At 58.5% G+C, this 20,020-nt stretch carries 18 protein-coding genes; 15 read left to right on the plus strand and 3 right to left on the minus strand.

Annotation, left to right across the window (positions count from 1 at the left end; genetic code table 11):
• Positions 1 to 50 precede the first annotated feature (50 nt).
• Positions 51 to 1,220, minus strand: a complete 1,170-nt coding sequence (locus F8N80_RS02605) for a sterol desaturase family protein (RefSeq protein ID WP_150743904.1) — start codon at positions 1,218 to 1,220, stop codon at positions 51 to 53.
• A gap of 628 nt (positions 1,221 to 1,848) precedes the next feature.
• Between F8N80_RS02605 and F8N80_RS02610 the strand changes: the two genes are divergently transcribed.
• The 3 genes from F8N80_RS02610 to F8N80_RS02620 all read left to right on the plus strand — a co-directional run bounded on the left by F8N80_RS02610 (position 1,849) and on the right by F8N80_RS02620 (position 4,338).
• Positions 1,849 to 2,118, plus strand: coding sequence for a hypothetical protein (locus tag F8N80_RS02610; protein WP_150743905.1), 270 nt, complete (start codon positions 1,849 to 1,851; stop codon positions 2,116 to 2,118).
• Positions 2,119 to 2,428: 310 nt separating this feature from the next.
• On the plus strand, positions 2,429 to 3,586 hold the full coding sequence (locus tag F8N80_RS02615; RefSeq protein ID WP_150743906.1) for a hypothetical protein: 1,158 nt from the start codon (positions 2,429 to 2,431) through the stop codon (positions 3,584 to 3,586).
• Positions 3,577 to 4,338, plus strand: coding sequence for a hypothetical protein (locus F8N80_RS02620; RefSeq protein ID WP_150743907.1), 762 nt, complete (start codon positions 3,577 to 3,579; stop codon positions 4,336 to 4,338). The genes F8N80_RS02615 and F8N80_RS02620 overlap by 10 nt, the downstream gene beginning before the upstream one ends.
• Before the next feature lie 311 nt (positions 4,339 to 4,649).
• On the opposite strand, the gene rsgA is transcribed toward F8N80_RS02620, so the two are convergent.
• A complete protein-coding gene (gene rsgA, locus F8N80_RS02625; protein ID WP_128872843.1) occupies positions 4,650 to 5,681 on the minus strand; it encodes a small ribosomal subunit biogenesis GTPase RsgA in 1,032 nt (343 codons plus the stop codon).
• Positions 5,682 to 5,788: 107 nt separating this feature from the next.
• Here rsgA and orn point away from each other — a divergent pair, with 107 nt between their 5' ends.
• Positions 5,789 to 6,331 carry an oligoribonuclease gene (gene orn / locus F8N80_RS02630; protein WP_150743909.1) on the plus strand — a complete coding sequence of 181 codons (543 nt, stop codon included), beginning with the start codon at positions 5,789 to 5,791 and terminating at the stop codon, positions 6,329 to 6,331.
• Positions 6,332 to 6,537: 206 nt separating this feature from the next.
• On the plus strand, positions 6,538 to 7,149 hold the full coding sequence (locus F8N80_RS02635; RefSeq protein WP_150743910.1) for a trimeric intracellular cation channel family protein: 612 nt from the start codon (positions 6,538 to 6,540) through the stop codon (positions 7,147 to 7,149).
• A gap of 131 nt (positions 7,150 to 7,280) precedes the next feature.
• Here the strand turns inward: F8N80_RS02635 and queG are convergent, their stop codons facing one another.
• Entirely contained in the window at positions 7,281 to 8,345 is a 1,065-nt protein-coding gene (queG, locus tag F8N80_RS02640) for a tRNA epoxyqueuosine(34) reductase QueG (protein WP_150743911.1), read from the minus strand.
• A gap of 63 nt (positions 8,346 to 8,408) precedes the next feature.
• On the opposite strand from queG, the gene F8N80_RS02645 reads away from it, so the two are divergent.
• From F8N80_RS02645 to F8N80_RS02690, 10 genes are all read left to right on the plus strand, one after another.
• Positions 8,409 to 9,908: an NAD(P)H-hydrate dehydratase gene (locus tag F8N80_RS02645; RefSeq protein ID WP_150783166.1), complete on the plus strand. Its 1,500-nt coding sequence runs from the start codon at positions 8,409 to 8,411 to the stop codon at positions 9,906 to 9,908.
• On the plus strand, positions 9,896 to 10,366 hold the full coding sequence (gene tsaE, locus F8N80_RS02650) for a tRNA (adenosine(37)-N6)-threonylcarbamoyltransferase complex ATPase subunit type 1 TsaE (protein WP_150743913.1): 471 nt from the start codon (positions 9,896 to 9,898) through the stop codon (positions 10,364 to 10,366). Before F8N80_RS02645 ends, tsaE begins: the two co-directional genes overlap by 13 nt.
• Positions 10,367 to 11,794: an N-acetylmuramoyl-L-alanine amidase gene (locus tag F8N80_RS02655; RefSeq protein WP_150743914.1), complete on the plus strand. Its 1,428-nt coding sequence runs from the start codon at positions 10,367 to 10,369 to the stop codon at positions 11,792 to 11,794.
• The gene (mutL, locus tag F8N80_RS02660) at positions 11,791 to 13,701 is read left to right on the plus strand and encodes a DNA mismatch repair endonuclease MutL (RefSeq protein WP_150783167.1); all 1,911 of its coding nucleotides are present in this window, start codon (positions 11,791 to 11,793) and stop codon (positions 13,699 to 13,701) included. Before F8N80_RS02655 ends, mutL begins: the two co-directional genes overlap by 4 nt.
• Positions 13,701 to 14,672 (plus strand): tRNA (adenosine(37)-N6)-dimethylallyltransferase MiaA, encoded by a 972-nt coding sequence (miaA, locus tag F8N80_RS02665; protein ID WP_150743916.1) that lies wholly within the window; start codon positions 13,701 to 13,703, stop codon positions 14,670 to 14,672. Before mutL ends, miaA begins: the two co-directional genes overlap by 1 nt.
• Positions 14,673 to 14,765: 93 nt before the next feature.
• A complete protein-coding gene (gene hfq / locus F8N80_RS02670) occupies positions 14,766 to 15,032 on the plus strand; it encodes an RNA chaperone Hfq (RefSeq protein ID WP_150783168.1) in 267 nt (88 codons plus the stop codon).
• Between the two features lie 12 nt (positions 15,033 to 15,044).
• Positions 15,045 to 16,346 (plus strand): ribosome rescue GTPase HflX, encoded by a 1,302-nt coding sequence (gene hflX, locus F8N80_RS02675; RefSeq protein WP_150743917.1) that lies wholly within the window; start codon positions 15,045 to 15,047, stop codon positions 16,344 to 16,346.
• 96 nt (positions 16,347 to 16,442) lie between these two features.
• The gene (gene hflK, locus F8N80_RS02680; RefSeq protein ID WP_150743918.1) at positions 16,443 to 17,615 is read left to right on the plus strand and encodes an FtsH protease activity modulator HflK; all 1,173 of its coding nucleotides are present in this window, start codon (positions 16,443 to 16,445) and stop codon (positions 17,613 to 17,615) included.
• Positions 17,615 to 18,484, plus strand: coding sequence for a protease modulator HflC (gene hflC / locus F8N80_RS02685; protein ID WP_150743919.1), 870 nt, complete (start codon positions 17,615 to 17,617; stop codon positions 18,482 to 18,484). Before hflK ends, hflC begins: the two co-directional genes overlap by 1 nt.
• A gap of 315 nt (positions 18,485 to 18,799) precedes the next feature.
• Positions 18,800 to 19,987 carry an ATP phosphoribosyltransferase regulatory subunit gene (locus tag F8N80_RS02690; RefSeq protein ID WP_150743920.1) on the plus strand — a complete coding sequence of 396 codons (1,188 nt, stop codon included), beginning with the start codon at positions 18,800 to 18,802 and terminating at the stop codon, positions 19,985 to 19,987.
• Positions 19,988 to 20,020: the final 33 nt, after the last annotated feature.

Below are 20,020 nucleotides of genomic sequence, written 5' to 3' on the forward strand. Positions count from 1 at the left end.
GCAAAAAAGCCGCGATGATCGCGGCTTTTTTGTGGGATTTGAACGCAAAACTACTTTTCCAACGCACCTGGCTCAGTTGTCGGCTCGGGTTTCAAGCAGGGTCTCCTAAAAGGGTACAAGTGCTGGCGCAGGATGCCCGATGGAAGTGCTTTGCCGAATATGCCGTAGTGTGTTGGCCATTCCTTGGGAGGCAATTTGAACGTGCCAAATAGCATGTCTACTATCGGCAGGTGGATGGCGTAATTTTTATAAATGTAATCCTTGTGTCGAGCGTGATGCCAGTGGTGATAACGAGGCAGAACGACGAGGTAATTCAACCAGCCGCCGTCGATACGTATATTCGCGTGGGCCAGCACGGCTTGGACACCTACCAGGATTACGTAAGCGTTCAGTGCATGGGGCGAAAAGCCCAGCAATATCAGGGGCATCAACACAGTTGTTCGGGTGAGCAGGATCTCGACAAAGTGAATCCGCGAACCGGCGAGCCAGTCCATGTGGGTGCTTGAATGGTGCACGGCATGGAAACGCCAAAGCCAAGGCACCACATGGTACAGGCGATGCAGCCAATACTGGCCGAGATCGGCTACGAGTACTGCCAATAGGAACTGCACAAAAAGCGGTAGCGTTTGTACGTTAGTTTGCAGGTTGGTCGATGCTGCCCAGCCGACCAAAAAACTTGAAGAAGCAGTGATGAAAATCAGGATGAATTGCACCAGCATGTGGCTGACGAAAAAATAGGTCAGATCCGTCCGCCAGTGAGGGCGAAGGATGTTCTGGTTCGGATCTTTTGAGTACAGTTTCTCCAGTGGGATAAAAACCAGGGCGGAAATAAGCAAAGCCAGAATGAACCAGTCCAAACCCAACGAGTAAGGCGTTTCACCAATCGGATTGATCTGTACGTTGGTGCCGCCTAGGAACACGGCGAGGCCTGAAGCTAGCACTCCGGTGATCCCCAGTCGCTTGCGCTTGTTTAGCAAGATGTTCAGGGTGCCGAGGCTGAATGATAGCGCCAGGCCTAATAGCAATGTTGTGCGTGCAAACTGCTCATCGTAGACGTTTCGCAGATGGGCGGTGGTCAACCATTCGGGAAACAGGAAGCAAAGTACCGCCAATAGACATAAAAGTCCGAGCGTCGCAGATATATAACCACTGACCCGTCCTTCTCCCAGTTTGAAGGGCGCGTTTCCATGCCTCTGGAAGTAAGCTTTAATTTTTTCCATTGTGTACCTTTCCGGACTTATGAAACTGGTCGGTGAGTGGCGGTATGCGAAAGGTTGGAGGAGGGCAGGACCACGCGACCAGTTGAGTCCCTCGTCGAAATGTCGATGAACAAATGTCAGGTACGCAAAAATGTCCTGCGCTATCGCCAGTGTGCGAAGAGGGCTCAACTGTATGCATTTCGTTGTCAGTAACAAGACCTGCGTTGTTAAAGAGACATGTCCTTCAAGAAGAGGAAATGTTTCCTACATGGCGATCTATGCGACGCGCGGAGATATGACTTTGGCTGGAGGGGGAATCAATTTATTAGGATTTTTCGGAGAATGGTGTAGGGCTCCTCCTATACGTATGAACCGGGTTTTACTTCGCTTGGAACCTCGCCTATAGTTCGCCCGTCGCCGACGAATCGGCGATCGACTTTAGCCGGTCGTTACAGATGATGCACAAGCGCCCGTTTAGACGCGGCGCTTTTTGCTGCCTGGCATTTTCATGTCTATGGTGGCTGTGCGTGGGACACCTTCGGGTGTGCCGGGTGCATCTGTCCGGTCGGCTAACCCGCGCACAGCTACCACCCAATTCGTTTAGCCGCGAAATGGGTGGGAGATTTACCTAACAGATGAAATTCAAGCCATGTCCAAATACCATCCGCTCCAAGGCAACTTCAGCGTTCGCCCCACGCTTTACATTGATACCGAAGCCCGTACTTCCGATCTTCTTGAAACTGCCACCCACCGAATCAAAGCCGCCCGCAATCTACTCAACAGCGTCACGTGTTTGTGCGTGAAGGATGCCGAAGGTCACGACCTGGAGCATTTCGCCAACGCTGCACACATGTTGATTCAGGATGGCTGCGACGCCTTGGATGCGCTGGGTTGGAAGCTGGAAAAAGCCGTACGCTGAAAATCAGAAAGACGCGATCGTCGCGTCATGCAGTTCATTTAAGCGCACTCTTTGTTTATGCCTTTTGTGGTGAGCGAGTTTGCTGCGGGCGGCCTTCCGACTCTGAGCGATGTAGTGGGCCCAAAAATCTGGTCGCGGTAGGGGGGCTGTTAACTGCCCCCCCCTATCGTGAGTGTCACTCGCGCCTCGGCCATTATTTTTTTCCCGCTTCACAAGGATTTGTATCAAAATTCACGGGAGAATATCAGGAATTTTGCACGCTATCAGAGCCTCTGATATCGTGATGAAATCGTGATGCGGAAGAACGACCATGGTTAATTTCACCAGCTACGACCATGACCTCCATGAGCGGCGTGACCTGATCGAGCTCAAGGTCTATGTAGAGAGAGTGCTTGGCCTGAAGCTGCGCTTAATACCGTGGGAGCAGGTCGAAATTCTTCCGTATGCGCTGCGTGACCGATACGAGTTTTTCGTCACGGAAATCTTAGGGACCAACTGTCTCATCCTCAAGGAGCGTCCACGGCGGGAAGCTAGCCTTGCGGATGTCGCCAAGCATATGCAGGTAATCAAGAACCTGCTGGCGAAGAAGTCGCCCGAAACCAGCGACCTCATGGTCTTCGTCACAGACACGCTGCCGAGCTATGACAGAAAACGACTGGTCGAAAAAGGCGTGCAATTCATCGTGCCAGGAAACCAGCTTTATCTTCCTGCGTTTGGAATGGATTTGCGTGAGCACTACAGGCGGCGTTTGGAAAAACCTCAGGTTCTGAGCCCCGCCACTCAATCCATGCTTATTCAGTTCTTGATTAACGGGTGGCAGCGCCGGCTACGGACCACGCGCTCTACTTTCGAGAAATCCTTTACCTACTCGAAAATGACCGTCACTCGAGCCATTAAAGAGCTGATCGACTTGGACATTGTTCAGCCTTCAAAGGAAATGGACGAAGTCGCGATTTTTTTTCATTTGTCGCCCAAGGAAACTTGGGAAATGGCGAAAGAGTTCATGCGCACGCCGGTGAAAAAAACGCTTTGGCTAAATTCAATTCCTGAGGCATTTGACACCCCATTGTTGTTGGCGGGGGAGGCGGCCTTGGCAGAGATGAGCCTACTCGCCAGTCCAAAAGTACCTAGCTTCGCATTGACGACTGCGCAGTTCGATCACATTCGAGAGCTCGCTCAGTCCGATCACCGCTCGAAGATGAATATTGTCTATGGGGAAGAGTTCGGTTTATGGGGCTCAAAATCAAAGACGGCCAAATTGAAGTTTGAGACCACATGTCCCTATTATGAGGTGCCGCAAAACCATGCAGCGTGCTGCATCCAGTTTTGGAGCTATGACCCTCTGCATAGCAATATAGCCACTGGGACTGTAGATCCATTTTCTCTCTACCTGAGTCTCAAAGATGAGCATGATGACCGGGTGCAAATGTGTTTGGATGAAATGATGGAGGGCGTGAAATGGTGGTAGGTATCGACCGTTTTAGAGAGTATTTCAAAGACTACCAGGATAGTTACGTTCTGATTGGCGGGGTGGCAGCATCCATTACCATGGAGCTTTTGGATGAGCCATTTCGAGCTACCAAGGATCTGGATGTCGTACTGGTCGTTGAGGCTCTCAATCGTGAGTACGTAGGTCAGTTCTGGAAATTCATCAAAGACGGCGGGTATGCCATTCGGCAAAATGGAGACAGCGATGGGGACTCCCCTGTTTTCTATCGCTTCCAGAATCCTGAAGACAAATCCTTCCCTGTTCAGGTCGAGCTTTTTTCTCGTGTGCCAGATGGCCTGGAGCACGAAGAATCGGCACGAATGACCAAAATCCCTGTAGAAGAACAAGCCGCGAGCCTTTCTGCGATCATCCTCGATGATGAGTATTACAACTTTCTCCTAGCTGGCGTCGACCATACCCAAGAAATTAGTCACATTGGGGCTGATCGGCTCGTTCCGCTCAAAGCCCATGCCTGGCTTAACAAGAAAGCGCAGATCGAGAGCGGCGTACGAGTGGACAGTCGTGATATCAATAAACACTTTAGGGATGTTATTTTCCTTTCTGTCGGTCTTACAAAAGGAATGACCGAGCTCCCTGAACGAATAGCTCTTGATTTGACGTCATTTCTCAGCCAAGTGCCCGCTGAGCTTGTGTCAAGCCCCCAAGGTTACAAAGGGGTGGATGGCGACCGCTTGATCAAGTCCATTCAAGAAGCCTTCAGCTTAAATTAACTCAATTTTTTCGCACGTTATCACGAGCGCTGATAGCGTGCGTAAATCATGTTGTTTGGCCGTTAACTCAGCCCTGCGATGAAGATTTGGACATAAGGTGTTTTCGTCGGGCCGTGACTGTTCAACAGCGCAACCCGCCTATGCGTCAAAGACGCCGTCACGATCTTGAGAATTTCGCCGATGCTGAACACATGTTGACTCAGGAAGGCTGTGTTGTTGGATGCGCTGGGCTGGAAGTTGGAAAAAGCTACTTGCTGAAAGTGAGAAAGCCGCGAAATGACCGCGGCTTTATTGTCTCTGCGGGAAACTACTCAGTAGCTGCTCTCCGGCAAACTGGCGATGATCGAGCGATAGCTGTTCATCCGTTGCTGCTGCACGCGGCCTTCTTCCAGGGCCTTGAGCAAGGCGCAACCCGGTTCGCGGTCGTGCTTGCAATCGCGGAAGCGGCAGGTGCCGATCAAGTCGTTGAACTCGATGAAGCCGGCTTCGACGTCGGCGCGGCTGACGTGACCCAGGCCAAATTCGCGAATACCCGGGGAGTCGATCAACTCACCGCCACCGGGGAAGTGGAACAAGCGCGCGGTGGTGGTGGTGTGGGTGCCCTGGCCGGACAGCTCGGACAGCGGGCCGACGCGGGTTTCGACTTCCGGTAACAGGCTGTTGACCAGCGACGACTTGCCGACACCGGACTGGCCGACGAACACGCTGATGCGCCCGTCCAGTTGCTCCTGCAGTTGCTCCATACCGTTGCCGTGGTGCGCCGACACTTCCAGCACCGGATAGCCCAACGTGCGGTAGACCGCCAGCAAGGCATTCAGCGCCGGGGCGTTCTGTTCGTCGATCAGGTCGAATTTGTTGAGCAGCAGCAGCGGACGAATCCCTGCGTGCTCGGCCGCGACCAAATAACGGTCGATCAGGTTGGCGTGGGGCTCGGGCAGGGGCGCGAAGACAATGACGATCATGTCGACGTTGGCCGCCACCGGCTTGAGCTGGCCACGGCTGTCGGGGCGGCAGAGTTCGGTTTTACGCGGCAGTTGCGCCACGATCACGCCGATCCCCTGGTTGCCGGCACGCCAGACCACCTGATCGCCGGTCACCAGCGCCGGGAGGTTGGCGCGCAAGTGGCAGCGGAACACCTGGCCGGCCAACTCGCCATCGAGCGCTTCGACTTCGACCTGCACACCGAAGTGCGCGATCACCAGGCCGGTCTGTTCCGGACCCAGGTCGCCACCCTCGAGTGCCTCGACAGCCGAGGACTCGCGTTTGGCGGCGCGGGCAGCGCGTTCGCCCTGAATCTTTTCGATGCGCCAGTTTTGACGACGATTGAGTTGGCGTTTGGCCATGGGTGTTCCGTATCAAGAATGCAGCGATTAGGTAAAACGGCCGCGAGTTTAGCACGCCCGGCCAGTTCCCTAGGCTAAACTGCGCAGCATTGCCTAGGAGCCGACACATGCAAAACCCACAGAATCTGATCTGGATCGACCTGGAAATGACCGGTCTGAACCCTGATACCGACGTCATCATCGAGATGGCGACCATTGTCACCGACAGCGATCTGAACACCTTGGCCGAAGGTCCGGTCATCGCCATCCATCACAGCGATGAAATCCTCGCCGGCATGGATGAGTGGAACACTCGTCAACACGGCGGCTCGGGCCTGACCCAGCGGGTTCGCGACAGCCGCATCAGCATGGCCGAAGCCGAAGCCGAAACCATCGCCTTCCTGGAAAAATGGGTGCCGAAGGGCAAGTCGCCGATCTGCGGCAACAGCATCTGCCAGGACCGTCGCTTCCTTTATACCCACATGAAATCCCTGGAAAGCTTCTTCCACTACCGCAACCTCGACGTGTCGACCCTTAAAGAGTTGGCCGCACGCTGGGCGCCGGACGTGCGCGACAGCTTCCAGAAAGGCAGCACCCACCTGGCCCTGGACGACATCCGTGAGTCCATCGCCGAGTTGCAGCATTACCGCAAGAACTTCATCAAGTTCTGATTTGGCGGTGCCTTTACCGGCACCTTCGCGGGCAAGCCTCGCCCCTACAGGTTTCGGGGTGGACACAAAAATTGTGAACACACTCGATACCTGTAGGAGCGAGGCTTGCCCGCGAAGAAGGCGGCGCGGTCTATTTGCGTAAATGCCCGCTTTTGGTGCGGCACCGAAATGGCTAGACTGCGCGCCTTCCTGCAAGGACCGCCACCATGTTGCTGATGCTCTACCTTATCGCCATTACCGCCGAAGCCATGACCGGTGCCCTGTCTGCCGGCCGTCGCGGCATGGATTGGTTTGGCGTGGTGCTGATTGCGTGCGTCACGGCGTTGGGCGGCGGTTCGGTACGCGACGTATTGCTCGGCCATTACCCGCTGACCTGGGTCAAACACCCGGAATACCTGGTGTTGACCTCGATCGCGGCGATGTTCACCGTGTTCGCCGCACGCTGGATGCGCCACCTGCGCTCGCTGTTTCTGGTGCTCGACGCCGTAGGTCTGGTGGCCTTTACCCTGATCGGCTGCATGATCGCGCTGGAAATGGGTCATGGCATGCTGGTGGCTTCGGTCAGCGGGGTGATCACCGGGGTGTTCGGCGGCATCCTGCGGGACATCTTCTGTAACGACATCCCGCTGATTTTCCGCCGCGAACTTTACGCCAGCGTCTCGTTCGCTGCAGCGTGGTGCTACTTGTTGTGTATCTACCTGCAAGTGCCCGGCGAGCAAGCGATTCTGATCACGCTGTTCGGCGGCTTCCTGCTACGGTTACTGGCAATACGCTTCCACTGGGAAATGCCCAAGTTCGTCTACAACGACGAAGCCTGACACGGTCCCTGGTAGGAGCAGCCGGTCGACGCTCGATTGCTCGCGATGAGCCCGAGAACGCCGCGGGGTGTCAGGCTTTCAGCGTTATCGTTGACGACCATCGCGAGCAATCGAGCGTCGACCGGCTGCTCCTACTGCAAACCGTGTTGTTTCAGGGCCCATGCCACGTGTTCGCGGACCAGTTCCGATGGGTGTTCGCGTCGCGCCTTCAAGGCTTCCAGCACCGGAATGCTCGACGGTGCATTACCCAGGCCCACCGCGAGATTGCGCAGCCAGCGCTCGTAGCCGGCACGGCGTAGCGGCGAACCTTCGGTGCTGCTCAGGAATTTGTCTTCGTCCCACATGAACAATTCGGCCAGTTCGGCATTGTCCAGATTGTGCCGCGGCTTGAAGTCGCTTTCGCCGGACGGACGGGCAAAGCGGTTCCAAGGGCAGACGATCTGGCAGTCATCGCAACCAAACACCCGATTGCCGATCAGTGGTCGCAACTCTTCCGGAATCGCACTTTTCAATTCGATGGTCAGGTAGGAAATGCAGCGCCGGGCGTCCAGTACATAGGGGCCGACGAACGCATTGGTCGGGCAAATGTCCAGGCATGCGGTGCAACGACCGCAGTGCTCGGTAGCGTGGGGCGGGTCCACGGGCAGCGGCAGGTCGACGAACAGCTCGCTGAGAAAGAAGTAACTGCCGGCCTTGCGGTTCAAGACCAGGGTATTTTTGCCGATCCAGCCCAGACCGGCTTTTTCGGCGATGGCCTTTTCCAGCACCGGCGCACTGTCGACGAACGCGCGGTAGCCGAACGGGCCGATGACCGCCTGGATTTTTTCTGCCAGTTGTTGCACGCGTTTACGGATCAATTTGTGGTAATCGCGGCCCAAGGCATAGCGCGAAACGTAGGCTTTTTCCGGTTGGGCCAGGCGTTGGGCCATTTCTGTGTCGCCGGGAAGGTAGTCCATGCGCAGGGAAACGACCCGTAACGTGCCCGGCACCAGCTCTTCCGGGTGCGAGCGTTTGCTGCCGTGGGCGCCCATGTACTCCATTTCGCCGTGGTAGCCGGCTTCGAGCCAGCGCTGCAGGTGCTGCTCATGCTCGGCCAGGTCCAGGCCGCTGATGCCGACTTGCTGAAAGCCCAGCTCGCGGCCCCAATCCTTGATGGATTGGGCGAGGGCGGGCAGGTCTGTGGTAATAGCGGGCATGAGACGAGAGAAACCGGAGCTGAGGTGCGTATAATTCTGCCAGACATCGGAGCCTGAAGACGCATGCCGCACACTAAAGATGAATTACCCGACGCGCTGTACAGCGCCGCGCAAGTGCGAAGGCTCGATGCGAACCTGATCGCGGCCGGCACACCGGGCTTCGAATTGATGCAGCGGGCGGCTCGCGCAACCTGGCGTGCGCTGGTCCGTCATTGGCCGGCGGCGAACGAGCTGAGTGTGGTGACTGGTCATGGCAATAACGCGGGCGATGGCTATTTAATAGCTGTTTTGGCCAAACGAGCAGGCTGGCACGTGCGCGTCCTGGCAGCCGGTGAGCCTCAGCGTTTGCAAGGCGATGCAGGCCTGGCCCACGCCGAGGCCGTAGCCGAAGGCGTCGCCGTTCAAGCCTGGAACGCGCAGTCCGAGTTGCGCGGTGTGGTGGTGGATGCCTTGCTCGGCACCGGTCTGACGGGAGAAGTGCGAGAGCCCTATGCCGGCGTCATCGCGGCGATCAATGCCGGTGGCCTGCCGGTGGCGGCAGTGGATATCCCTTCCGGCCTTTGCGCCGACACGGGACGTATGCTCGGCACGGCCGTCCGGGCTGATCTGACCGTGACCTACATCGGCTTGAAGTTGGGGCTGTTCACTGGCGACGCGGCGGACGTGGTCGGCGAATTGGTCTTCAATGATCTGCAAGCCACCCCTGAGTCATTTAATGGCGTCGACATCAGTGCGCGTCGACTTACGGCCGGTAACGTGCCGCGTCTGGCCAACCGCGCTCCCACTTCCCATAAAGGTAAGTTCGGTCATGTGCTGTTGATCGGCGGCGATCGAGGTTTTGGCGGCGCGATCCTGCTGAGTGCGCAAACTGCACTACGTAGTGGTGCGGGCATGGTGTCCCTCGCGACACGCAGTGAACACGTTCCCGCCGCACTGGCAAGAATTCCCGAAGCCATGGTGCTGGGCACTTCGTCGGCCAATCAACTGATGGGGTTGCTTCAAAAGGTTTCCGTGCTGGTCGTCGGTCCAGGCCTGGGGCAGGCGTCCTGGGGGCGCAGTCTGTTGTCGGCAGCGGCCAACGCACCCCTTGCGCAAGTCTGGGACGCCGATGCCTTGAATCTCTTGGCCGAAGAACAGGTGAGCTTGCCCAAGGACTGTGTGATCACGCCGCATCCGGGCGAAGCGGCGCGGTTACTGGGCCTGTCGACTGCCGAAGTCCAGGCCGATCGTCCCGCTGCTGCTCATGCATTGAGCAAAAAATATACAGCAGTTGTCGTGCTAAAAGGCGCCGGCAGCCTGATCGCCAGTCCCGATGGGCGTCTGGCGATATGCGACCAGGGGCATCCGGCAATGGCTACCGCCGGATTGGGCGATGTGCTGGCAGGATTGTTGGGCGCCTTGCTGGCCCAGGGCATGAACGCCTTTGACGCCGCTTGCCTCGCGGTCTGGCTGCACGCCAATGCCGGTGCACAAGAAGGCAAATCGGGCCGTGGGCTGGCGGCCAGTGATCTGATTCCAGCCATTCGTCAGTTGTTGGAGGAGCAAGCACCGTGTCTGAAGTAACCCTGTACCTGGCCGATGAGCAGGCCATGACCGATTTTGGCGCGCGTATCGCCCACACCACCCAGGGGCATGGCCTGATCTTTCTTGAAGGCGACCTCGGTGCGGGGAAAACCACGCTGTCGCGAGGTATCATCCGGGGGTTGGGGCATGTTGGCGCAGTAAAAAGTCCGACCTTCACCCTGGTCGAGCCTTATGAGATCGGCAACATCCGGGCCTTCCATTTCGACCTGTATCGACTGGTCGATCCGGAAGAGCTGGAGTACCTCGGCATCCGTGATTACTTCGAAGACGATGCGCTGTGCCTGATCGAATGGCCCCGCAAGGGCTCAGGCTTTTTGCCAAAGCCCGACCTGACCATTACCATTAGCCCGCAAGACAGCGGGCGTTCGCTGAACATTTTGTCCCAGGGCTCGCGTGGCGAGTCGTGGTGTGCCGCTTTGGCATTGGAATCCAATTAAATGATGGGGTCAGGTATGCGCTTTCGCGCGATGGTAGCTGCCGTAGGATTGTTGTTTTTGGCGGTGACCGTCGACGCTGTGGCCGAGACGAAGGTCAACAGCGTTCGCCTGTGGCGGGCACCGGATAACACACGATTGGTGTTCGACTTGACCGGGCCTGTCCAGCACAGCGTCTTTACCCTGACTGCCCCGGATCGACTGGTGATCGACATCAATGGTGCGAGCCTCGGGGCGCCACTGAACGTCAATAGCTCAAACTCCCCGATCACCGCCATGCGCTCGGCCCAACGCACGCCGACCGACCTGCGGGTGGTCATCGACCTGAAAAAAGCCGTCACACCGAAAAGCTTTACCCTGGCGCCAAATGCCCAGTACGGTAATCGACTGGTGGTCGATCTATTCGATAATCCCGCCGATGCCGCGCCAATTGCGCCGCCGACCAACGTGGCGACAGTGGCCCCGGTTCCGGTCACCCCGGTCGATCCACCGGTCAAATTGCCGCCAGCCCCAGCCGGCAAGCGCGACATCGTGGTGGTCATCGATGCCGGCCACGGCGGTGAAGACCCGGGCGCTTCGGGTTCTCGCGGTCAGCGTGAGAAAGACGTGGTGCTGGCTATCGCTCGCGAACTGCAGCGCCAGGTCAACGGCATGAAAGGTTTCCGTGCCGAACTGACCCGTACCGGCGACTACTTCATTCCTTTGCGCGGGCGTACCGAGATCGCCCGCAAGAAGGGCGCCGACCTGTTCGTCTCGATCCACGCCGATGCCGCCCCCTCGACCGCCGCCTTCGGTGCGTCGGTATTCGCCCTGTCTGATCGCGGCGCCACGTCCGAGACGGCGCGCTGGTTGGCCGACAGTGAAAACCGCTCCGACCTGATCGGCGGTGCCGGCAACGTCAGCCTCGACGACAAGGACCGCATGTTGGCGGGCGTACTGCTCGACCTGTCGATGACAGCCTCGCTGACGTCCAGCCTGAACGTCGGCCAGAAGGTCCTGAGCAACATCGGCCGGGTCACCCCACTGCATAAACAACGGGTGGAGCAGGCCGGGTTCATGGTGCTGAAGTCGCCGGACATCCCGTCGATTCTGGTGGAAACCGGGTTCATCTCCAACGCCAACGAAGCCTCGAAACTCGCTGCATCGAGCCACCAGCAAGCACTGGCGCGGTCGATCAGCAGCGGCGTGCGCCAGTTCTTCCAGCAGAATCCGCCGCCAGGCACCTACATCGCCTGGCTGCGTGATTCCGGCAAGATCGCCCAGGGGCCGCGGGACCATCGGGTGAATCCGGGCGAGACATTGGCGATGATTGCCGTTCGCTATCAGGTGTCTCCAGCCACGCTGCGCAGCGCCAACAACCTGGCGAGTGATGAGCTCAAAGTCGGTCAGCATCTGACTATTCCCGGCACTGAACTGGCGGCCAAAGAATGAACCAGGTGCTGACCAATACAGCTCGCATCGAGCTGCTCAGCCCCCGGCTGGCGAACCAGATTGCCGCCGGCGAGGTGGTCGAGCGCCCGGCTTCGGTGATCAAGGAGTTGCTGGAAAACAGCCTCGACTCCGGCGCCAGGCGCATCGATGTCGATGTGGAGCAGGGTGGAGTCAAATTGCTGCGGGTGCGCGACGATGGCAGCGGCATTTCCGCCGATGACTTGCCGCTGGCCCTGGCCCGTCACGCCACCAGCAAGATCCGCAACCTGGAAGACCTCGAGCAGGTCATGAGTCTCGGGTTTCGTGGCGAGGCCCTGGCCTCGATCAGTTCCGTGGCACGGCTGACGCTGACGTCCCGTACCAAGGAGGCCGATCAGGCCTGGCAAGTCGAAACCGAAGGCCGGGACATGGCGCCGCGGGTACAGCCGGCCGCTCATCCGGTCGGGACCTCGGTCGAAGTGCGCGACCTGTTCTTCAATACCCCGGCGCGACGCAAATTTCTCAAGACTGAAAAAACCGAGTTCGATCACCTGCAAGAAGTGATCAAGCGTCTGGCCCTGGCGCGTTTCGACGTGGCGTTCCATCTGCGCCACAACGGCAAGACCATCCTTAGCCTGCACGAAGCCCATGACGACGCAGCCCGTGCCCGGCGTGTGGCGGCGATTTGCGGTTCGGGTTTCCTCGAGCAGGCGCTGCCGATCGAGATCGAGCGCAATGGCCTGCATTTGTGGGGCTGGGTCGGCTTGCCGACGTTCAACCGCAGCCAGGCAGACTTGCAGTATTTCTTTGTGAACGGCCGTGCCGTACGCGACAAACTGGTGGCCCACGCGGTGCGCCAGGCCTATCGCGACGTGCTGTTCAACGGCCGTCACCCGACCTTCGTGCTGTTTTTCGAAGTCGATCCGGCGGGCGTCGACGTCAACGTGCACCCGACCAAACACGAAGTGCGCTTCCGTGACGGGCGCATGGTCCACGACTTCCTCTATGGCACCTTGCACCGCGCCCTGGGCGATGTGCGTCCGGAAGATCAACTGGCTGCGCCTGTGGCGACAGCCATCGTTCGACCCACCGGTATTGATGCTGGCGAGTTCGGTCCGCAGGGCGAAATGCGTCTGGCGGCCAATGCCTTGCTGGAACAGCCTCAGGCTCAGCCGTCGTTCAATACGCCGGCAGGCTCGGGCGCAGGTGCTGGTTATCAGTATCAGTACTCGCCGCGCCCTCAATCGGGTGTGCCTGCGGCTGAAGCCCAGGCTGCCTACCGTGAGTTCTTTGCGCCGCTGCCAGAAGCCAACGCGGTCGCGCTGCCGGCCGGACAGGACGACATTCCGCCGCTGGGTTATGCGCTGGCGCAGCTCAAAGGCATCTACATTCTTTCGGAAAACGCCCAGGGCCTGGTGTTGGTGGACATGCATGCCGCCCATGAGCGGATCATGTACGAGCGTCTGAAAATCGCCATGGCCAGCGAAGGCCTGAGTGGCCAGCCGCTGTTGGTGCCGGAGTCCCTGGCAGTCAGTCAGCGTGAAGCCGATTGCGCCGAAGAGCACGGCGCCTGGTTCCAGCGCCTGGGCTTCGAGTTGCAGCGTCTTGGCCCGGAGTCCCTGGCCATTCGGCAGATTCCTGCCTTGCTCAAGCAGGCTGAAGCCAATCGACTGGTCAGTGATGTACTGGCAGATCTGATGGAATACGGCACCAGCGACCGGATCCAGGCGCACCTGAACGAGCTGCTCGGGACCATGGCCTGCCACGGCGCGATTCGTGCAAATCGGCGTCTGGCCCTGCCGGAAATGAACGGTCTGCTGCGCGATATGGAAAACACCGAGCGCAGCGGTCAATGCAACCATGGCCGACCGACCTGGACCCAATTGGGGCTGGACGATCTGGACAAACTGTTCTTGCGCGGTCGTTGATGAGCCAGCTCCCTCCTGCGATTTTCCTGATGGGGCCGACCGCCGCCGGCAAGACCGACCTGGCCATCGAGCTCACCAAAGTCTTGCCCTGCGAGCTGATCAGCGTTGATTCGGCGCTGGTCTACCGTGGCATGGACATCGGCACCGCCAAGCCTTCCAAAGCGCTGTTGGCCGAATTCCCCCATCGTCTGATCGATATTCTCGACCCGGCAGAGAGCTATTCCGCCGCGGAATTCCGACGTGATGCCCTGGAAGCCATGGCCGACATCACCGCGCGCGGTAAAATTCCGCTGCTGGTGGGCGGCACAATGCTCTATTACAAGGCGTTGGTCGAAGGTCTGGCGGACATGCCCGCCGCCGATCCCGAGGTCCGCGCGCAGATCGAAGAAGAAGCTGTACGCCTTGGCTGGCAAGCCCTGCACGATCAATTGGCAGTGATCGATCCGGAATCTGCAGCACGTATACATCCGAACGATCCCCAGCGGCTCAGTCGAGCGCTGGAGGTTTATCGTGTCAGCGGTCAAAGCATGACTGAGCTGCGCTTGCGACAATCTGCGCAAAGTACTGAAGCAGCCGCTTCGGGACAGCAACAATTGCCCTATACTGTCGCGAACCTGGCCATAGCTCCGGCTAATCGCCAGGTACTGCATGAGCGAATTAAACAAAGATTTACTTTAATGTTGGAACAGGGATTCATTGACGAGGTCGTAGCCCTGCGTAAGAGAAGTGACCTGCATGCCGGGTTGCCGTCTATACGTGCAGTAGGCTACCGACAAGTCTGGGACTACCTGGATGGCAAGCTGACGCAAGCCGAGATGCAGGAGCGTGGAATCATTGCCACGCGCCAGCTGGCGAAGCGCCAGTTCACCTGGCTGCGCAGTTGGGCTGATTTACACTGGTTGGACAGCCTTGATTGCGACAATCTGCCGCGCGCCTTGAAATACCTGGGGACCATCTCCATATTGAGCTGAGTCCTTGCAATTGCCGTCTATCCTTGGGGGTTTGACGGCCACAAGCCATTTTTTACCTATTTTTTATATTGAATCCTTAAAGGAGTGCGGCACATGTCAAAAGGGCATTCGCTACAAGACCCTTACTTGAATACTTTACGTAAAGAGAAAGTGGGGGTCTCCATCTACCTGGTCAACGGGATCAAGCTGCAAGGCACGATCGAGTCTTTCGACCAGTTCGTTATCCTGCTGAAAAACACCGTCAGCCAGATGGTTTACAAGCACGCTATCTCTACAGTGGTGCCGGTTCGTCCAATTCGTCTGCCAAGTGCCGCCGAAAGTGAACAGGGCGACGCTGATCCTGCTCCGGGTAACGCCTGATAGGAGTCTCCTTTGTTCTTTGAGCGCCACGGTGGTGGTGAGCGGGCAATTCTCGTTCACTTGGATGGTCAGGACCCTGAGGCGCGCGAAGATCCGCAGGAGTTCCAGGAATTGGCAATGTCGGCTGGCGCCGAGACCGTCGCGTTTTTTAACGTGCCGCGTCATCGGCCATCTGCCAAATACCTGATTGGCAGCGGCAAGGTCGAGGAATTGCGCGACCTGGTCAAAGCCGAACAGGTAGATCTGGTGATTTTCAATCACATCCTCACGCCCAGTCAGGAACGTAACCTCGAACGTGTTTTCGAGTGTCGGGTGATCGACCGCACGGGTCTGATTCTCGATATTTTCGCCCAGCGCGCCCGCACCCATGAAGGCAAGCTCCAGGTCGAACTGGCCCAGCTTGAGCACATGAGTACGCGGCTGGTTCGTGGCTGGACGCACCTCGAGCGGCAGAAGGGCGGTATCGGTCTGCGCGGCCCGGGTGAAACCCAGCTCGAAACCGACCGGCGCCTGTTGCGGGTTCGCCTGCGGCAGATCAAGGGGCGTCTGGAAAAGGTCCGCAGCCAGCGCGAGCAATCTCGTCGCGGGCGCAAGCGTGCCGACATTCCGACGGTTTCACTGGTGGGTTATACCAACGCCGGCAAATCGACGCTGTTCAACTCGGTGACCGATTCCGACGTCTTCGCCGCCGACCAGCTCTTCGCCACCCTCGACCCGACCCTGCGCCGACTCGAACTCGACGACCTCGGTCCGATTGTGCTGGCCGATACCGTGGGCTTCATTCGTCACCTGCCGCACAAACTGGTCGAGGCATTTCGGGCTACGCTCGAAGAGTCGAGCAACTCCGACCTGCTGCTGCACGTGATCGACGCCCATGAACCCGAGCGCATGGCCCAGATTGAACAGGTCATGGTGGTGCTCGGGGAGATCGGCGCTCAAGACTTGCCGATCCTCGAGGTTTACAACAAACTCGATTTGCTCGAGGGCGTGGAGCCGCAGATCCAGCGCGATGCCGATGGCAAGCCGCAGCGGGTCTGGTTGTCGGCCAAGGACGGTACGGGTCTGGATTTGCTCAAGCAGGCCGTGGCCGAACTGTTGGGCAGTGATTTGTTTGTTGGCACCTTGCGTTTGCCGCAACGTTTTGCTCGACTGCGTGCGCAGTTTTTCGAACTCGGCGCGGTGCAAAAAGAAGAACACGACGAAGAAGGCATCAGTTTGCTGGCCGTTCGTTTGCCACGGATCGAGTTGAATCGACTGGTGAGCCGCGAAGGATTGCAGCCGATGGAATTCATCGAGCAACACACTTTGCAATAAAAGCCTGAGAAAGCGGTTGTGCCGTGGTCACAGGCATTCTGTAGCATTGGTCGGCGCGCCGTGGGTGCGTCTTTGCTTTATCAGATGGAGAGCGCTATGGCTTGGAATGAGCCGGGTGGCAACTCGAATAATCAGGATCCTTGGGGTGGCAAGCGCCGCAATAACGGCGACCGCAAGGGGCCACCGGATCTCGACGAGGCCTTCCGAAAGCTGCAGGAAAGCCTGAACGGGTTGTTCGGTAGTGGTAAGAAACGCGGTGATGACGGCGGCGGTTCGGGCAGGAGTGGCGGCTTCGGCGGCATTCTTGGCATCGGCCTGGTCGTGTTGGCGGCCGTGTGGCTGTACAGCGCGGTCTACGTAGTCGACGAGCAGGAGCAAGCCGTGGTGCTGCGCTTCGGCAAGTACTACGAAACCGTCGGCCCGGGTCTGAACATCTATTTCCCGCCGATCGATCAAAAGTACCTGGAAAACGTCACGCGTGAGCGTGCCTATACCAAGCAGGGTCAAATGCTGACTGAAGACGAAAACATCGTCGAAGTGCCGCTGACCGTGCAGTACAAGATCAGCAATCTGCAGGACTTCGTGCTGAGCGTCGATCAGCCGGAAATCAGCCTGCAACACGCGACCGAAAGCGCCTTGCGTCATGTGGTGGGTTCCACCGCGATGGACCAGGTGTTGACCGAAGGCCGTGAATTGATGGCCAGCGAAATCAAGGAGCGTCTGCAACGCTTCATGGATACCTATCGCACCGGTATCACCGTCACCCAGGTCAACGTACAGAGCGCAGCGGCACCGCGTGAAGTGCAGGAAGCCTTCGATGACGTGATCCGCGCCCGTGAAGACGAGCAGCGTTCGCGTAACCAGGCTGAAACCTATGCCAACGGCGTCGTGCCGGAAGCCCGTGGTCAGGCCCAGCGCATCATCGAAGATGCCAACGGTTACCGTGACGAAACCGTTTCGCGCGCCAAGGGTGAGGCCGATCGCTTCACCAAGCTGGTCAGCGAATATCGCAAGGCCCCTGAAGTCACCCGCGAGCGTCTGTATCTGGACACCATGCAGGAAGTCTTCAGCAATACCAGCAAGGTTCTTGTCACCGGCAACAAGAATGGCCAGAGCAATCTGCTCTACTTGCCGCTGGACAAGATGGTCGACAGTGGTCGTAGCACCAGCACTCCGGTGACCGGCGCCGCAGCCACCAGCAATGAAGCGAATGCACGTGCGGCAGCTGATCTGCAGCAACAGCAGACACGTACCAGGGAGAGTCGCTGATGAGCAATAAATCGCTGATCGCCCTAATTGTCGTCGTTGTCGTGGCGATCGCCGCCTGGAACTGCTTCTACATCGTGGCTCAGACCGAGCGCGCGGTGTTGCTGCAGTTCGGACGCGTGGTCCAGGCCGATGTTCAGCCAGGCTTGCATGTGAAAGTGCCTTACGTGAACAAGGTGCGTAAATTCGACGCGCGCCTGATGACGCTGGATGCACCGACACAGCGCTTTCTGACGCTGGAAAAGAAAGCCGTCATGGTCGACGCCTACGCCAAGTGGCGCGTGAAAGATGCCGAGCGGTTCTACACCGCGACTTCCGGCCTCAAGCAGATTGCCGACGAGCGTCTTTCCCGTCGTCTGGAGTCGGGCCTGCGTGACCAGTTTGGCAAGCGCACGCTGCACGAAGTGGTTTCCGGTGAGCGCGATGCGCTGATGACCGATATCACGGCTTCGCTGAACAAGATGGCGGAAAAAGAGCTGGGCATCGAAGTCGTCGATGTTCGGGTCAAGGCCATCGATCTGCCGAAGGAAGTGAACCGCAGTGTGTTCGAGCGAATGAGTTCCGAGCGTGAGCGTGAAGCTCGCGAGCACCGCGCCAAGGGTAACGAGCTGGCAGAAGGCATTCGTGCCGATGCCGATCGTCAACGCCGCGTGCTGCTGGCTGAAGCCTATCGTGAATCCGAAGAGGTTCGCGGTGACGGTGATGCCCAGGCGGCTGCTATCTACTCCAAGGCCTACGGCCAGGATCAGGAGTTCTACGGTTTCTACCGTAGCCTGCGCGCCTACCGTGAAAGTTTCGCGAACAAATCCGACGTCATGGTCCTGGACCCAAGCAGCGACTTCTTCCGTTACCTGGAAAAAGCCAAGCCTTGATACCCCGTTGACCTGAATCATTCCCCGCCTGGCGGCTACAGCCTCGGGCGGGGTGATCCTTTGGAAAAACGAGTGTATGATGCGGCAGCCGGGAAATTCCCGGCTTTTTTGCGTCTGCACGTTTGATTGCTGAACCGGTGCAGTCGCCCGAGTTGAATGACTCGACAGGTTTTTCGAGGAAAGTGATTGGCGAAGCCGGTTCCAGGCTTTTCGCCCCGTTGTTCATGCGCGTGGTTTGCACATGGGCCGATCATTTTCTGCTTCACTCAAGGCTCGGCCATAGGCTGGCCGCCCGGACCATAGGGGAATGGCGTAATGGCAACGGTAGACCGCTGGCTGCTGCCAGATGGCATCGAAGAAGTACTGCCACCAGAAGCGGCGCGCATCGAAGTAGCGCGTCGCCAGGTGTTGGATCTGTTCCAGAGCTGGGGTTACGAGTTTGTCGTGACTCCTCATATCGAGTACCTGGAATCCCTGCTGACCGGCGCGGGCTCGGACCTCGATCTGCGCACCTTCAAGGTCATCGACCCGCAATCGGGCCGGCAGATGGGCTTCCGTGCCGATATCACGCCGCAAGTGGCGCGCATCGATGCGCACACCCTGCGTCGTGAAGGCCCGAGCCGTCTGTGCTATGCCGGTAGCGTGCTGCATGCTCAACCGCGCGCATTGTCGTCTTCGCGCAGCCCGATTCAGCTGGGCGCCGAGTTGTATGGCGATGGCAGCCCGAGTAGCGACGTGGAAGTCATCAGCCTGATGCTGGCCATGCTGCAATTGGCCGACGTGCCGGATGTGCATATGGATCTCGGCCATGTCGGCATCTATCGCGGCCTGGCCCGCGCCGCCGGTTTGTCCGGAGAAGTCGAGCAGCAGTTGTTCGATGCGTTGCAACGTAAGGCCATCGACGAGGTCATTACCTTGACCGAAGGCTTGCCTGCCGATCTGTCGGGCATGCTGCGGGCGCTGGTCGACCTGTGTGGCGGTCGTGAAGTCTTGAGCGCTGCCCGCGAGCGTCTGGCGAATGCGCCGGCGCCTGTTCTGGCTGCCCTGGACGATTTGCTGGCAATTGCCGAGCGTCTGTCCGCGCGTTTCCCGCAATTACCGCTTTACTTTGATCTGGGCGAGTTGCGCGGCTACCACTACCACACCGGTGTGGTGTTTGCGGTGTTCGTGCCGGGTGTTGGCCAGTCCATTGCCCAGGGTGGTCGTTACGACGACATCGGCGCCGACTTCGGTCGCGCTCGCCCGGCAACCGGTTTTTCTACCGATTTGAAAACCCTGGTGACCCTGGGGCGTGCTGATATCGAGTTACCGTCCGGCGGTATCTGGATGCCTGACAGTACGGATGCGGCACTCTGGCAGCAGGTTTGCCAGTTGCGCAGTGAGGGTCAGCGTGTCGTTCAGGCGTTGCCTGGGCAACCTTTGGCCGCCGCCCGTGAAGCGGACTGCGACCGGCAATTGATTCAGCAGAACGGGCTTTGGCAAGTATCGCCACTGGCTTCTTGAGTTTTCCTGCCGGCTGCCGCCGGCACCAAGTTT

Source organism: Pseudomonas fluorescens, assembly GCF_902497995.1.
In the GTDB taxonomy this organism is placed as follows: domain Bacteria; phylum Pseudomonadota; class Gammaproteobacteria; order Pseudomonadales; family Pseudomonadaceae; genus Aquipseudomonas; species Aquipseudomonas fluorescens_BK.